The sequence below is a fragment of the Pseudoalteromonas sp. McH1-42 genome (assembly GCF_022347845.1).
Classification (GTDB): Bacteria; Pseudomonadota; Gammaproteobacteria; order Enterobacterales; family Alteromonadaceae; genus Pseudoalteromonas; species Pseudoalteromonas rubra_D.
Genome location: NZ_JAKRFU010000017.1, coordinates 15,946 through 30,690, shown reverse-complemented (window position 1 = coordinate 30,690; position 14,745 = coordinate 15,946). Strand labels below are relative to the sequence as shown.

The window sequence follows — 14,745 nt, the reverse complement described above, 5'->3', positions numbered from 1 at the left end:
GAGGTATCACCGGGTCGTGATTTGACGACCCGGATGATTTGTTAGGAGTGTTGTTGCGTTAGGCGCTTTTCGTCTGGGTTGGGTTTCGGTAGCACTACTGAGATAATGGCGCACGAGCTGTGTACTATGGCCAGCACCCGAAACGGTGCAACAATCGGATCTATCACCACGAATAACACTAAAACGGCATCCAAGGGAAGCCCAAGCGGACCAGAGACCAAAGTCAGCATGGTAAGCATAGATACACCTGAGGAACCTGCGGTAGCAGTACCCGCCAGAACGGACCCAATAATGATCACCATCACTGTAAGCAAATCTATATCGAGATTATATATTTGCACGACAAACACGGTTGCCAGCGCAAAATAAAGCGTTGGGCCAATTCGACACAGGTTGAAAGTAAGGGGCACCAGTAAATCGACCTTTTGCTTTTGATAACCAAATTTATCGGTTAGTGCATTCAGCGCTGCTGGCAGGCTCGCCATTGAATTCGCCGTACCCAGTGACACTGTAATGGGTTCTTTGAGTGCACTAAGAGAATACCAAAAGGTCCCCGTACGATGCCAAAGAACCAAACACATTAGTACAAACCAGCCGACAAAAGTTAGAATCACGACGGGAATAAACTTGATCATGGCCAGAATGGCGTCAGAGCCGATTTGCGATAGCGTTGAGGCAAGCAGGCCGCACAAACCAAATGGAAACACATACATTAGCCACTGGACGAGTTTGCTAAAAGCCGAGTAAATCGCTTCAAAAGAGGTACAGATGTGTTCTGCTACAGTATGTTTGATGGTGCCAATGGCAAATCCGAATAAAATTGCGAAAAACAGTACCTTAATGGTATAGCCATTGGCCAGCGCGGAAAAAATATTGGAGGGGACAAGGGTAAAAAAGAAAGCCTGAAGGAGCGAACTTTCTTTGGGAGGTTGATAAGTTTCATTCAGATCCACCGCCAAATCGACCGCAGATAGGTCCTGGATCACGTTACCTATTGCATCCAGTGAGGCGGTATCCAGGTGGCTGCCGGGATTGAACATCAGGCCAAATAAAGTGCCGGTTGCACTGGCTGCAAAAATACCGCCCAGAAACACCCAGCTCAGGCGACTGACAAAGCGCTGACTGTCCGGTTGATTCAGCAAGCGGCCAATACTCAGAGCAATCGCTGTGAGCAGGATTGGCAGCACACACATAGTTAGCATATCGAGATAAAACTGTCCGAGTGGTGATACGACTTTAATCAATTGGGGTTCATTCAGGCCGATATGGATACCGGCTCCGGCGCCAATAAAAATGGCCCAGTTGCTTTTTAGATGGTGCAGGTAAAATACAAACTTATTCATGATTACTCCGTTAATAGCGATGGATCTGATTGATGACGTCGTCGTAGTCAAACAACACTTTGTCGGCATTCAGATCCAGTGAGAGGTTATCGAGATAGGATTCAAGTAGTGCTCTTAAGAAGTGCGCATTAGGCGCTAAAGCAATGCCTTTCGGGTCATAGTCTTTTTCCAGCACCACGGTGAGCAATGACATAGCATTGTTTTTATTGTCGACTATGACTTTTTTTACCTCAGCTTCATCGCGAAAAGCCGCAATCACCTGTTGTGCTTTGAGAGCCTGGATGGCGTCCTGCCAGGTGGGATAGGGCACTATCGTCATCTGGCTGAATCTTTGCCGGGCATAGCCGACGTAGGAAGAATTGCCAATTACCGCCAATTTGCCCTGTAGTGTCTGGATAGTTTCAATTTTGCTGCGGTTGTTGAGTTGTTGCTGAAGCAAAATACGATTAACCAACAGGCCTTTACGCAATCGAATATAGGGGCGGGTGAACAGTACCCGGCTGGCTCTTTCAAAGGTGACACTGAGTTTACAGATGGCCAGATCAGCTTTGTCCTCGGCAACCATATCAATTGCCTGGTTCAGGGTTTTCGCACTGCGGTCAAAGCTCAGCGTAACGCCCAGCTTATCGGCAAAGCCTCTGATCAGCTCTACGTCAACACCGGTCAGCTTGCCTTGGGTATCATGGTAGTAAAACGGGGGCGTGTCTTTGTGATACATTGCAACACGCAATGTGCCTCGACTGAGTATTTTGGCCAGTGCAGGTGCCTGCTCCAGGCTTGGCGAGTCGGTTTGCGTCTGAGTTGCGAAGGTACTGGGGGTAAACAAACAACATAGCAGACAGAGTAGAAAAAAAGGGTTAGATTTCATGGGCGTGTCCTTAAAAGCGATATTTGGTTGATAGCTGAATACGGCGCAGCCAATGTGTTTGCTGATTGGTTAACACTCGACGAACCAGTGAGTACTCGAGCCCGATGTACATTGCCGTGGAAAGCTGGTGGATTGTGTTGAAGTGCAGTGAGGTAAATTTATAAGACAGAGGGCTGTCAGAGGTAATCGATTTGGGGTGCGAGATATGTACTGTACCCAGACTTAGGTTACTACGCCAACGCTCATCAAAGCGATACTGATAGGCTAGATAGCCTCCACCGCTGTTGAGTAAATTGAGTCCAGTAGGTGTCAGGTAAGCGGCGTAATTGTTGGCTTCCTGGGTATAGCGTCCTAGTCCTCTGCCATACCCTAAATAGCCTTTCAGCGTTGTATTTGAACCAAGAGTAAGCTTAGTTGATAAGCCAACACCAAACGCATGTTCAGTTTCTGATTGGTTTGACTGAGTGGTGTTTTCGAGTTTCAGTTGACGGTAAACCGACTGCAAAGAAACATGCCCTGAACTGAGTGTCAGGCGTGCCCGGGCGCTCATATCAAACAAGGGGTCGACACTGTTGTAATCGGATTGTGCTGAGGGTTCAGTACTGACGTAATCTGTTTGTGGATTTTCTGCGGCAACACTTAACTGCCAGTTGGCGTGTCTGTAAGTGTATCGGATCTGACTCTGACGCAGCATGGACTGGCCTGCTTCGTTGGCAAAGTCGAGCGTCTCGGGAAAACTCGTGACATCGACAAAGTTCGACCAGTTTTGACCAACTTGCCAGTGCCCGGTATCTATATAAGCGAGCCTGAGGCGCGGTGTGGCCCCATTAGCTATTTTCTCACTGCCTGAGCTGGGAGATGAGCCCTCAGCAAAAAAGTCTAGCTCCAGTACAGCTGTCAGGCTGGAGTGCTGGTCACTTTGCCAGCTTGCTCTGACTCGTGACTCTCTGGCATGAATCCGTGTTGTGTTGGTTGGCTCCCCTTGTCCTAAGGTCGCATAATCTGTTCGATCACCACTGTGTCCTGACAGCTGGTAGAGTGCATCGACTTTTATGTAGCCTGACAGGCTAAGTTGCGGGGGGGCTGCGTTTGCGCTTGTACTGATAAGCACTGAGCTCAGTGCAAACAGAAATGGCTTTTTCACGATTTTTTCCTTCTTTTACATAATTAACAGGAGCTTAGCTTTGGAGTGAATAGGGTGCTGAGGGGAAGCGCTGAAGTAATCGGGTAAAACGTGGCAATGTGTTTAGCGGTACATAGAGAGGTTTAACCAAGCCATGTCTGTGGTGGTTGCCCGGGTGGTCAAAGAAGTCGGCAAAGGTCTATTTCTGTGACAACCCGGGGATATTTATATGACGTATTGTGAGTAATTTGCATTGCTATCAGGGGTGACAACGGACCGCCTGTTGTAAGCGCTTTTTATATTCGCGAGGAGGTACCTGGGTATAACGACGAAAGATCTTTTCAAAGTGACTGAGATCGCCAAACCCGACATCCATGCAGAGATCAGTGATCCTCATGTTGGGGTTTTTTTCGAGCATACGGCAGGCATGTCGTATTCTTAGCTCAGCGAGAATTTGTTTAAAGCTTTTGCCGAGTGTGCGTTTAAATAAGTAGGACAGGTGAGAAGGGCTGACAAATGCGTTGGCCGCCAGCGTGCCAAGCGAAAGGTCGTGTTGCCAGTGTGTACTGATGTAGCTGAGCGCTTTTTGCATGCTAGGATGAAACTTGGCAAACACACTTAACTCCTGATCAAGTAAGGCCTGAATACAGCGTGTTGTTATGTGCTCGTTTGAATACTGGTTATCAGTTACCAGCTGCGGACATAATTCTTTGATATGACAGACATCTATCTCAGGACGTTGTGTGCAGGTCAGTAAGCGAAGTACCGTTTTTTCAAGTTCTTGTGTGTTGTTGGGCCAATGGTAATTGCAAAAAATTTGCCGAGCGGCTTCGCTAAATCGTTGTTCCCGGTACAGTCGATGCCGTTTTGTAAACACATCCACCAGCGGCAATATATCTTCATGACGTTCGCGCAGGGGCGGCAGGGTGATTGAGAAGAAGTTTATTTTTTGCCACAGAGAGCTGGAGAACTGACCTTGTGTAATGCGTTTTTCTATATTTTCGCTGCTGGCCGTAATTAACCTGATTTGTTGCAGGTTAACTGTCGACTCAGTACCGATATGGTTGCTGCGAGTTGTGAGCATATCACATAACAGACCCTGTTGGCTTTGACTGAGGCTTTCCAGATTATTAAGAAATACACAGCCACGCTTGAAGCGACCGGCAATAAAGTGAAGCTTTTCAGAAAATTGTGCGTCATTCAGGCTCGCACAATCGATTTCATAGAAAGCATGTGCACTGGATGGGCCGTTAAAATGCAACTTGCAAGCTACGTCAAGCACTTCGCTACCCGGCTCTGCCTGGATAAATACGGGGCAACCGCTTTCAGCGATCCGTTCAATGGTTTTTTCCAATGCCATGATGGGCTCACTATACCCCATCAGGGTAATGGCATGCCCAAGGTGATGATGTGACAGAGACTGGACAGAATTACGCCTGACTAACACGGCGAGTTGACTGGTGATCAGCGATAATTGGTTTTGATTTGGCTGTGTATCCTGGTTCTTGATCAGATTAAGGGCACCAATCTTTTTGCGCTGATAAACAATGGGAAAGCTATGTTGTTCGGCTTTTGTGCAATGATTGTCCTGATTGAAATAGATGTGTGTTCTGGCCGGGTTGTTGAAGTCGCTAACTTCCAGTTGCACCTGTTTTAGCAGGTGCGGTGGCAGCCGGCTATTCAGATAACGGGTGAGTGATTTTGTGAGTGGCGCATGCTGTTCAAAAGGCGACATCTGGCGTGTAGCTGGGTGGTTTAACTCGTTCATCGTTGACTCCAAAGCAATAACAACTTTGTCTGTCCAAACTCCTTTTTAAGCAATAAGTCTGCCTATTCAGTGACTTATTACCCGGCTGTATGGCTGCAAACAAGGTTTTTTAGGTGGTTGATGAATACAAGTTAAGGAATTTATTCAGGATTCAATCGGGGTAAACTACGAAGTATTAGTTACTTCTCATTACATGCGGGTTAATTTTAATTGAATAAGATGGGTTTTATATGTTTAATTTAATGCTTTTGCACTCAGCTCTGTATTGGTTAAGAGATTTTATTGAGCTTGGCGCTGTGATTTGAGTTTGCTAGAGTAGCAGGGTGTGAAATAACCTGAAAAAGGAACGACTGGAATGGCAGGTATTATTGAATTGACAGCATTACTTAAAACCATGGAACCTGTTTTGCATGAGCCCGAATATGTTTTTTGTACTGTATCGGGCCGCCTTGATGAGTATGTGCCACTGAATCCCATTGCAACCTTTCAGGAACAAGAGGGGCTAACACTGATAGTAGAAAAAGCGGCGGCACAGCAGTATGGCCTTGAGTATGAAGGCCCATTTCATCAGATAACTTTGAGTGTTCACTCCAGTCTGGAAGCCGTTGGCCTTACAGCTGCCGTTGCGCGATGTCTGACCGAACAGGGGATCAGTGCCAATGTAGTTGCCGCGTTTTATCACGATCATATTTTTGTGCAGACCAACCATGCGCAGGCTGCTTTGAGCGCTCTGACTACTCTGGCGGCATCAAGCTAATTGATACAAAGGTCTAGTCATTTATCAAATTTACAAAACGGCTATATCTGAAATAATCTCGTTCTTGCGTGTGATTGAGTGTGTTTTTATGGTATTTGATAACGCCACTCATTCTGCCAGAGCTGCCACCGCCTCTTAGTGTGGCTGCCTCTTTATCACTCAGGCAAACTTTGCGGCCTTTACTTGTTAGTGGGGTTTGCATTTCTCCGATAACCTCGCTATTGCACGCCAGTTCCCCAGCATAGCTGTGGTTTAATAGCGGTGCAGTACTGTTAGTAATTTGCGTCAATAAATAGGATTGCCCGCAAATTCGTGCAGCCTGACCAAACTGATACTTTAGACCTAACAGCAATGCGTCGAAATCATGAGATGAAATAGTAACCAGGTTTTTATAATGCGTGCTGCCTCTGATTGCTTGTGTTTCCAGTTGAGCATAATATGAGGCAGCATCCAGGTTGAGTCCATCCAGATCATAGTGTTGCAAAAAATCGACCACACTCTGACAAAACCCCTGGCAGCCATTAATGTCCTGGCTAAGGTAGCGCCAACCGTTATCATCAGGTGAAAGGCTGAGCAGCAAGCGGGTATTAGGGTAGTTTGCGCGCGTTGCATCCAGATGTGCCTGAAAGGCGTTGGTACCGCCGACTGCGACGAGCCTGGCCCCGTCCAGACCAGCAGGTCTTACCTGTACACCACTGATATACATCACTTTTTCGCATGTTGTATTGCGGTTTTCGGCCTCTGCTGGGCGAGAATTATATTCAAAAGTCATAATGATAACTTAATAGTTTACCTATCTGGGACAATACTATGAAGAGATTTGCTCACGCACACCATTACACCAGTATTACACCTTCTTACATGCACTAGCAGGAGATATTTTGTTGTGGTAAAAGGAATAATAATTAGCGGATTTCATTGGTGTTTTTCTAAAACACGGAGTAAGCTGAACAGCGAAATAACCGATAAGGAATGACGAAGATGCAAAACAAAGTTATGAGTGTAGAACTTAACAGCAAGAGTTTTCTGTTTCGACTTAGCCCGACGGGCACGAGTGAACAGTGGGGTTTGAAATACTACGATCAGGAGTGTGGAGAATATAAGTTGGTATCGGAGGATGCGCAACTCAATGTTGAGTTTGATTTGGGTGATATACCTGGCATTTCAGATAATGCTCGGCGTGCCTTGATCTCCAAACAGCAGGCTGTTTTTATTGTAGAGATGGAAGAGTGCACGTCAGGAGATTGGCGCTTTTGGCAAAACGGTATTTCTCTGTCCAGTGAGCAAGATGCACAGGATTATAATCTGACGACAGAAATTCAAAGCTCAGGTAAAACCCTGGTTCTGACGATTGATAATGTGCTTCGTAATGCCGCTCTGCCGGGTGACATGTTTGAAACCATCGACTTCCGTTTCGTTGCTGTGAGATTAAATAACTCAGCGGGTCAGCTGAACGAGATATTCTACTCTCAGGACCCTAGAGTAGGTGTACGAAGAAATAAACCAGCCTAAACAGCATCAAACTTCTGAAGGTTGAGGGCTAGTTCTGCATAGCGGGCTTTCTTGTGTCAATAATGCGAGAAAGCCTGGATTACCGCACAAAGACCTAAACCAGGGTAAATTAAACCAAACTGTGCCATAACCCACTTCTAATGCGGCTTTGGCATGAACGATTGCAGACGTTTGTTCATTGGCCAAGGCGTAAACCAGCGCTGCCGTGAAAGCATATTCACTGTTGTCAGGGGAAAGCTTAATTGCACGATTTAAGGTGCTGATAGCTTGCTCAAATTGACCCAGTTGGGCATGAGCTTGCGCTCTGTCGAGTAATTCATACATTGAGTGCTGATCTGCATTTAAATGGATGACACGTTGATAATGTTGAGTTGCTTCCTGCATATTGCCATTTAGCTTTTCTATGTCCGCAAGGTTCAGTAAAAACAAGGTATTATTTTCGACATCAGGCAAAGATCTGGCTACTTCCAGCGCTGCCGGGTATTGTTGATCTAGCATCAGGGTCAATGCCAGCATATTCAAATCCATTGGTTGAGGATCTTTTTGCACGACGACTTGATATCGTGTGATGGCTTTGTCCAGTTGCCCCTGTATCATAAAGATGTCAGCAAGTAGTTGGTTAGCCAGGTAGTCATCGGGTGTGATTTCAATAATCTCATTCAACAGGGAGATAGCACGTTCAAACTGACTATTTAAATACAGGTCATTGGCAAGGTTAAACATCACAAAGGTGCTACTGCGCAAAGAAAGCGCCTTCTCAAGGTGCTCAATAGACTGATCGAGTGCGCCTTGTTTTTTTGCTTTACGAGCTAAAATAATTTGCGCGTCATAGTCACTTAGCGACCTGGCTGTGGCTTTTTCGTAGTGTATGTCAAAGGCTTGCATATCATTTTTTTCCAACGCCAGAAGCATCATTTCTCTTTGAAAAAGTACACTTTGTTTATAGCTTATGGGTGCGTTATTAAGCTTCATGCTTAACCGAGCCAGTATCGCGTCATCTTTACTTTGATGATAAATATTTAATCCAACATCGACCAGCAGAGTATACGCGGCAGAAAGTTCTGGGGCGTCAGTTAAAAGCGCTTCCAGCCTGTTGAGGCTATCGATGTTGTAAGCCCCGTTGGTGTTAACATCTTCATATATGGCAAGATAATCCAGATATTCTTTTTGGTTTATTTTCCAGCGCTGCACTTTTTTTGGTGCAATTTCCCCAAATAGCTTTGCGGCATGTTGCTGAGCCGTATAAAAATTATTCAGGTGTGTATTGGCTGGCATGGGCCAGGATATTTGCTGCTGAACCGTCCACTTGTCGCCGTATAACCTGCTGAATGTGACTTCGCAGCTGGCATCAGAGCAGTCTATTTCACTGGTAATGATATCAGTGGCACCTGTAGCGCTAGCCACTTCCTGTAGACTGGAATAGGCCTCATGGTTATAAACCACCAGTTCCAGTCCTTCATTTTGCAAAATGTATTGTCTGATAGCTTGATTGATCGTTGCACTCACTACATTTTTTTGCGGTGGCTTTAGCACCGCAATATAACGGGTGGTATCTGTGCGCTCCGAGCTATTCCAGGTCAGGAAAAAGGTGATGAGCGTAAACACCATGATGCAAAACGAAGCCAAAAATACGACGCGACGATTCGTGTACCAACTTATCTTAGGTGCCTTGTTTTGCTGTTCAGGTGCAGCGTGCAGAGGCACTGTTTCTTGTTCCAATATCGCATTTTGTGTGAGTGCTATCAGAATGTGTTCAAGACGCTTGGCTATTTGCCTTGCATCCGCCGGGCGCTCTTTGGGGGAGGTTGAAAGCAGTTGGTTCAACAAACAGCAAAGCGGCTCAGGCAGAGCTGGAATGATCTCATCGGCGTTGTCATACTCACCCGTTAAAATACGTCCACGTATATTGGTTTTGCCAAATGGATGGCGTCCACTGATAAGTTCATACGCTAATACGCCAAAAGAAAATAAATCCGATTGAGGAGTCAGGGTATCTCCTCGTAACTGTTCGGGTGAAATTGCCAGTATACTGCCATGGCTTTGATGCACTTTGGCAGTATGTTCATCTTCATGTGCCTGAGTGAGACGTGCAATGCCAAAGTCCGTGATTTTAACTTGCTGATTTGTATCGAGCAGGATATTTGACGGCTTAAGGTCACAGTGGATCACACCACATTGATGGGCCGCTGCAACACCATTGGCGATTTGTATCAGTAGTGTGAGCTTTTGCTCGAGGCTCAGTATGTGAGTTTTCTGGTGAAAAAGTAAAGTGTTGCCATCAACGTACTCCATAATCAGGAAGACCTGTGAGGGCGTAGTTATTATATCGTAAAGCTGAACGATGTGAGTGTGATTTAATCTTGCGAGGATCTGTGCCTCTGCAATTGCGACAGAGATATCTTCGCCTGTGCCATGCATCTTAAGTCGCTTGATAGCAACCTGGCGGTTGAGTCGGGTATCTTCTGCGAGTAATACTTCGCCCATCCCTCCTTCCCCTAACACTTTTATAACATGATAATGTTCGGGTAAGTCAGCTTGCTGGACTCTGATATTGTGATCCGCTGACTGCGTTGTGTGTGAAGGTTGGTGCGATTTATCCATGTTATCTATTATCTTGTGCCTTACGGATGGCAACGCGTTAAACGTATTTCTTGTGCCGGGAAAGTGGCCTTGAACAGTGCCATATGTACCGAATTGTCATAGTAACGTTTAAGCAAATCAAATGCCAGCTTATCCGCTCAGAGGCTAGTCGCGACTGTTTTGAATATGACAATACTTAGGTGTAATGTGGTGAAATCTGTGTTTTCAGTAAACGGTGTTATGCTTATGAAGGGACAGTAAACTGGGATTTGGCACAACACATTGTGTGACAGCCTCCCAGAGCCGTTATCGAGGAGCGACTATGGCCACGTTAAAGCATAAACAGCAATCTAAGTATTTATATTTAAAGTCATTTCATCGATTTGGGCGACTCAAACACTCCGTGGATAGCTGCTTTGATGAATTGGCTATTTCGCGGATCCATGCCGTTATTGAATGGCAACAGGGCTACTGGTTTTTACGTGATTTGAGTCGTAATGGCACCTGGTTAAATGATGTCAGGGTGCCTTACAATCAGGATGTTGCATTAAACATCAATGACGAAATTCGGTTTTCCGACTCAAGTTGTCACAGTTTCTGTGTCACAGACTTAGCACCACCTGAAGATTTGCTGGTGCCATATAGTCATGATGAGCTTGTCGATGGACAAGAGCCGGTGATTCAGTTGGAAAACTATCATTTGCTACCGAGTGAATCGGATCCCGAGCTGATAGTGTATTTCAACAGTACGGAGCAATCCTGGTGTTATGAGGAGGTCGGCTCTGAACATCCCGTTAGTATTACCGATGGTGAGCAACTGCGGTTTGCGCAACAGGTTTGGAGTTTGATCCAGACACGAGCAAGTCAGCAGGAGTGTACAGCGGAAGTAACTGAAACGGATCCAGCCGATTTGGAATACTTATTTACACTGAGCCAGGATGAGGAGTACGCCGAATTACAGGTGAAGCAAGCGCAAGAGAAAGTCGATTTTGAAACCCGGACACACCATTATCTGACCGCACTGTTGGCGCGTTACCGGGTAAAAGATATGCAACATCAAGTCGATGATGCTTCGCAGGGATGGGTGTCGGTGAAGCAACTGTCGCGTGATTTGGGACTGACAGAGAGTCATATCAATATCCAGATCCATCGTGCGCGCAAACAGTTTGTTGATCGTATGAAAGATAAATCTATGGCTGAGTCTCTCATTGAACGCAAGCGGGGGAGAGTTCGTTTTGGTGGCAGGCATTTCAGCATTGTCAAAGGTCAGCAGCTTGAAGCGTCTACCTTATATCAACAGCATGATGAGCTAATGGTAGGTTAGCGAAATACTTTGTTTTGTTGCGACCTAGTAGTCAGGATAAGCCCAAATCGTTTTCGGACTTATCCTGTCTTGGCTGGGTATCATCACGTAATTAAATTGAGCCGGTTATAAGGTCTGTCCTGGTTTGTGAGCGGGCAAATGGTTAATAGTTCAGGCCCCACCGAAATTCAATGTTAAGTGCCTGGCCTTCGATCACTTTGCCATTCGTGTCCAGATTGACAAGGTACCGCCATTGCGTTAATGCATCAATCCCAGCCTGGTCAAAAACGCCTGTAGGGCTTGATCTTAAGACCGTAATGTTTACGGGCTTTCCCTGACTATCGATATCAAATTGTAGCGATATATGGCCTTCAATTCTCTGGTAAGCTGCTTCTCTCGGATAGTCGTATGGCACCTGATATTTAACAACGGGCTCCTTGGGCAAAGAAAACCTAGGTTGTTTCGCTTGCTCTATCTTCACTGAGGTGAGTGCGACAAAACTGGCGTAGACATCTGACTTTTGTGAGCTTTTATTCATTTTTTCTCTGAGTGCACTCATTGCCGCTTTATCGTCCTGCTGTAAGGCAATATAAAGCAACACCGGATCAAGATATTTGTCTGCTGTTATCCCCATATATGTGTAATAGGCGCCGATCTTACTTTTAGCTTCATCAAAATATCCCAGTCTAAATAATCTGAGAAGTTCAAGGCGTAACAGTGTCGCGTGTTTTTCTGAGTCCAAATGTTGCCCGGACAGCGCGGCTTGTGCGTAATACACCACCATATGGTCCATTTGGTTACGATCGTGCACCAGCGCAAGTTGATAGTTTATTGCAGCAGTCTCAGCCTTAGTACCTGGGGTTAGGCCCTCTAAAAGTTCTATTGCAGGGAGTATTTTACCTGAACGGCTCAGTGTATTAGCCCGCTCAAGCTTGGCCTGAATTGATTTGCTGATTGGGCTGTTTTTACGTTGTTGATGGCACTGATAGGTTAGGGGGTTGCAGTGCCCGATTGCATTCGCCGTGGTCCGATGAGGTTGACCGGAAGAGTGGCAGCCGCTCAGTGCAATAAGTGCTGCGAGTTGTAGATAAAGTAATTTCATTTTCATGTTAATTATCCCAGTTGCTCAGGTCAGATTATATCATATGGCAGCATCTGGCCGGTGAGTTTCCAACTTTGCGTACAAAGTGGACAAATACACGATTCGGTTATTTCAGGCCCGCGACATCTTCATATCAGTAAGTTGACACTCAACTATTCGCCAATCTACGTATTTTTACAATTGGAATACATTAAGACACTATTGCCAGAAGTGAGCTATAGGTTATTATTGCGCGAAAATGGATATTCTCGCTTGCTCAACGGGGGAGAATAGGAGTGGCGGCAGAAACCTGTTTACAGTGGACGCCGTGAGTACAGTTGCTGATTGAGAGCAAAGTAGATTAAACAAAAGAGCAATATGAGAACGTTAACACATTTCTTTTTATTGGGTTTGATGATTTTAGTCGCTGGGTGTGCCAGTAAACCGCTGACGCATGATTATCAGGGCAATATCAATATACGCACATTGCAGGTAGAGCTGGCACCGATCAGAGATACAGATCAAAACCTGTCTGGTGATTATTCAGAGTTAACCACAGCCATTAAGGGCGTGCAGGAGATCCTGAACATGTTTGACCCGGCTCAGAGAAATGAGTTGATGGAGCAGTTACATACTTTTGAAACGACTCTGGTTGATGGCATTCGCCAGCGTGCTGCACTGCCACTGAACCCTGTTACAGAGTCTGAAGTGAGCATGCAATACGGTGACAATAACGAGCTGTTAAGCGTTGAGTATGATTATCCACTGGTTGATGGTGCTTATCTTAACTTGTTTGTGACCATTTATTATACTGAGCGCTCGGACTTGGCGGTTGGCGCACAAGAGCTAAACGCCAACTTTATTGAGCTAAGGCCAGAAATTATCCTGCAAATTGATGGCTACAATGAAAAGGGAGAGCTGTTCTGGCGTCAAACAAGCCGCTATGAGTCACAAGAAGTGTATAAGTTTGGCGACCAATATATTCTTGGCGTACCAACTGAGCGCCTCAAGGAAGCACAAATTTTCCTTGTGCCAATGGCCAAAGGCGTTACCGATAATTTGCAAATTTTAAACGAGGCTAAGTAACTTTTCTGTTTGCTAAGGCCTTTGCGATTGCAAAGGTCATCACGTCACTTTTATCACCTGATACTTCTCTCATTTTTTCAATAGCCAGAAATTTAATCAATCCCACCTTATATCTTTTGGACAAAGATATTTTGTTAGTTTCCACTCTCTTTTAATGCAAATAAAAATGATTTTCGTTTGCTTTTGGTCGGGTTGGAGCGTATTCTTGTCGCGCCATTTATATCTGTTATTTAGCGGTTTTGAATAGGAGGTGTAATGGCAAAGCAATAATGAATTCAATTGTATAAAGGAGTAAATCGTGAATAGACACATTAATTTATGGATACTTGCAGTTATAGCCTCGTTTGCATTTTTTGGACAAGCCAACGCTTTCGATATCTATGAGGAATATGAATATGTAGAGCAGTGGAATGCGACTGGTGAATTTACCTACCGGCGGCATGGGCAAAATGTTACTTATAGCAAACAGCACATGGGCTTGCTGAAAGCAACTGAAAAGATCAAACAATTGAGAGCGGTAGAAGATGAAATGTATACCCAAATTAAAAATGAGGTAACCGCTGCTATTTCAGGTAAGGCTAGCCTGTATGGATTCGATTTTAAAATACAAGGCCCTTTCAAAGTGAGTCTTCGCGGCCAGCCAAATGGCGATGTAACAGCGACTGTTGGCGGTTTTAGCGTTTATGCCTTAGCTAAAATTAAAAAGAGTTGGTATGCAAAAGGAAAAATAATTGTTTCTAGCAATGTATTGAATTTGAGCGGTAATTATAACGTTAATACCGGCGTAATCAGTGGACTCAGGTTAAATCCGGGTTTTGATATTAACGTTTCGATAGATGTTGACTCTGTGTTCGACTTCATTCCTGGCTTCAATGCAATTTTAACGAATAAATTGGAGGATAAGATTGAAATCACTGCTGAATCAAAGATCCAGGCCGCGTTAAGTAGTCGAATAAATCAGTATCAGAAGACTATATTTGGGCTGGACCAGGCGATTCCAACTGGGGTTTATGTTATTGGTGGTGAGGATTACGCTGTTAAGTTGAAAGATGAATTTGCTGAATTAATTCGTGGTGCGCATATAGAGCTCACCATTGACAGGACTAAAAGGCAGCTTTTTCATGATTTCAATGGCCAAACAAGCTTCAACACTATCATTTTGGGTCAGGCTAGCATTAACTTAAACAACAAGTTTCAGTTAACAGTAAAAGACACCCCCAAAATTGTAAAATGCACAGAAATGAATGGGCACCGCTGGTGTGATCCGGTTAATAATTAACCGCAACTTGGCTTGAAGTACGAGCGGACAGATTACTGCTCGTAC

General features: G+C 45.1%; 12 protein-coding genes. 5 read left to right on the top strand and 7 right to left on the bottom strand.

All coding sequences use genetic code 11. The features are described from left to right. Nucleotides 1–41: 41 nt before the first annotated feature. The 4 genes from MHN31_RS15605 to MHN31_RS15590 form a co-directional block, all read right to left on the bottom strand. Nucleotides 42–1,343 (bottom strand): cation:dicarboxylase symporter family transporter, encoded by a 1,302-nt coding sequence (locus tag MHN31_RS15605; protein ID WP_164517617.1) that lies wholly within the window; start codon nt 1,341–1,343, stop codon nt 42–44. A gap of 10 nt (nt 1,344–1,353) precedes the next feature. Then, nucleotides 1,354–2,211 carry an ABC transporter substrate-binding protein gene (locus MHN31_RS15600; RefSeq protein ID WP_239444690.1) on the bottom strand — a complete coding sequence of 286 codons (858 nt, stop codon included), beginning with the start codon at nt 2,209–2,211 and terminating at the stop codon, nt 1,354–1,356. 10 nt (nt 2,212–2,221) lie between these two features. After that, a complete protein-coding gene (locus tag MHN31_RS15595) occupies nt 2,222–3,355 on the bottom strand; it encodes a DcaP family trimeric outer membrane transporter (protein WP_239444689.1) in 1,134 nt (377 codons plus the stop codon). Nucleotides 3,356–3,593: 238 nt separating this feature from the next. Further along, entirely contained in the window at nt 3,594–5,102 is a 1,509-nt protein-coding gene (locus MHN31_RS15590; protein ID WP_239444688.1) for an AraC family transcriptional regulator, read from the bottom strand. Between the two features lie 355 nt (nt 5,103–5,457). Between MHN31_RS15590 and MHN31_RS15585 the strand changes: the two genes are divergently transcribed. Then, nucleotides 5,458–5,859, top strand: coding sequence for an ACT domain-containing protein (locus tag MHN31_RS15585; RefSeq protein WP_125563683.1), 402 nt, complete (start codon nt 5,458–5,460; stop codon nt 5,857–5,859). A gap of 13 nt (nt 5,860–5,872) precedes the next feature. Here MHN31_RS15585 and MHN31_RS15580 read toward each other — a convergent pair whose 3' ends face one another. After that, a complete protein-coding gene (locus tag MHN31_RS15580) occupies nt 5,873–6,631 on the bottom strand; it encodes a hypothetical protein (RefSeq protein WP_239444687.1) in 759 nt (252 codons plus the stop codon). A gap of 209 nt (nt 6,632–6,840) precedes the next feature. Between MHN31_RS15580 and MHN31_RS15575 the strand changes: the two genes are divergently transcribed. Beyond that, a complete protein-coding gene (locus tag MHN31_RS15575) occupies nt 6,841–7,371 on the top strand; it encodes a hypothetical protein (protein ID WP_125563679.1) in 531 nt (176 codons plus the stop codon). Nucleotides 7,372–7,377: 6 nt separating this feature from the next. On the opposite strand, the gene MHN31_RS15570 is transcribed toward MHN31_RS15575, so the two are convergent. After that, nucleotides 7,378–9,972, bottom strand: a complete 2,595-nt coding sequence (locus MHN31_RS15570; RefSeq protein WP_239444686.1) for a serine/threonine-protein kinase — start codon at nt 9,970–9,972, stop codon at nt 7,378–7,380. A 301-nt stretch (nt 9,973–10,273) separates the two neighbouring features. On the opposite strand from MHN31_RS15570, the gene MHN31_RS15565 reads away from it, so the two are divergent. Next, nucleotides 10,274–11,275 carry an FHA domain-containing protein gene (locus tag MHN31_RS15565; protein ID WP_125563675.1) on the top strand — a complete coding sequence of 334 codons (1,002 nt, stop codon included), beginning with the start codon at nt 10,274–10,276 and terminating at the stop codon, nt 11,273–11,275. Nucleotides 11,276–11,417: 142 nt separating this feature from the next. Here the strand turns inward: MHN31_RS15565 and MHN31_RS15560 are convergent, their stop codons facing one another. Then, the gene (locus MHN31_RS15560; protein WP_239444685.1) at nt 11,418–12,362 is read right to left on the bottom strand and encodes an energy transducer TonB; all 945 of its coding nucleotides are present in this window, start codon (nt 12,360–12,362) and stop codon (nt 11,418–11,420) included. A gap of 351 nt (nt 12,363–12,713) precedes the next feature. Here MHN31_RS15560 and MHN31_RS15555 point away from each other — a divergent pair, with 351 nt between their 5' ends. Continuing rightward, a complete protein-coding gene (locus MHN31_RS15555) occupies nt 12,714–13,421 on the top strand; it encodes a hypothetical protein (protein WP_239444684.1) in 708 nt (235 codons plus the stop codon). 298 nt (nt 13,422–13,719) lie between these two features. Further along, on the top strand, nt 13,720–14,700 hold the full coding sequence (locus tag MHN31_RS15550) for a hypothetical protein (RefSeq protein WP_239444683.1): 981 nt from the start codon (nt 13,720–13,722) through the stop codon (nt 14,698–14,700). Nucleotides 14,701–14,745: the final 45 nt, after the last annotated feature.

What these genes read in the sequence shown, in the direction of transcription:
- MHN31_RS15605 (WP_164517617.1), bottom strand. Translation starts at nt 1,343, where the DNA reads ATGAATAAGTTTGTATTTTACCTGCACCATCTAAAAAGCAACTGGGCC.
- MHN31_RS15560 (WP_239444685.1), bottom strand. Translation starts at nt 12,362, where the DNA reads ATGAAAATGAAATTACTTTATCTACAACTCGCAGCACTTATTGCACTG.
- MHN31_RS15590 (WP_239444688.1), bottom strand. Translation starts at nt 5,102, where the DNA reads ATGAACGAGTTAAACCACCCAGCTACACGCCAGATGTCGCCTTTTGAA.
- MHN31_RS15555 (WP_239444684.1), top strand. Translation starts at nt 12,714, where the DNA reads ATGAGAACGTTAACACATTTCTTTTTATTGGGTTTGATGATTTTAGTC.
- MHN31_RS15600 (WP_239444690.1), bottom strand. Translation starts at nt 2,211, where the DNA reads ATGAAATCTAACCCTTTTTTTCTACTCTGTCTGCTATGTTGTTTGTTT.
- MHN31_RS15580 (WP_239444687.1), bottom strand. Translation starts at nt 6,631, where the DNA reads ATGACTTTTGAATATAATTCTCGCCCAGCAGAGGCCGAAAACCGCAAT.
- MHN31_RS15565 (WP_125563675.1), top strand. Translation starts at nt 10,274, where the DNA reads ATGGCCACGTTAAAGCATAAACAGCAATCTAAGTATTTATATTTAAAG.
- MHN31_RS15585 (WP_125563683.1), top strand. Translation starts at nt 5,458, where the DNA reads ATGGCAGGTATTATTGAATTGACAGCATTACTTAAAACCATGGAACCT.
- MHN31_RS15570 (WP_239444686.1), bottom strand. Translation starts at nt 9,972, where the DNA reads ATGGATAAATCGCACCAACCTTCACACACAACGCAGTCAGCGGATCAC.
- MHN31_RS15575 (WP_125563679.1), top strand. Translation starts at nt 6,841, where the DNA reads ATGCAAAACAAAGTTATGAGTGTAGAACTTAACAGCAAGAGTTTTCTG.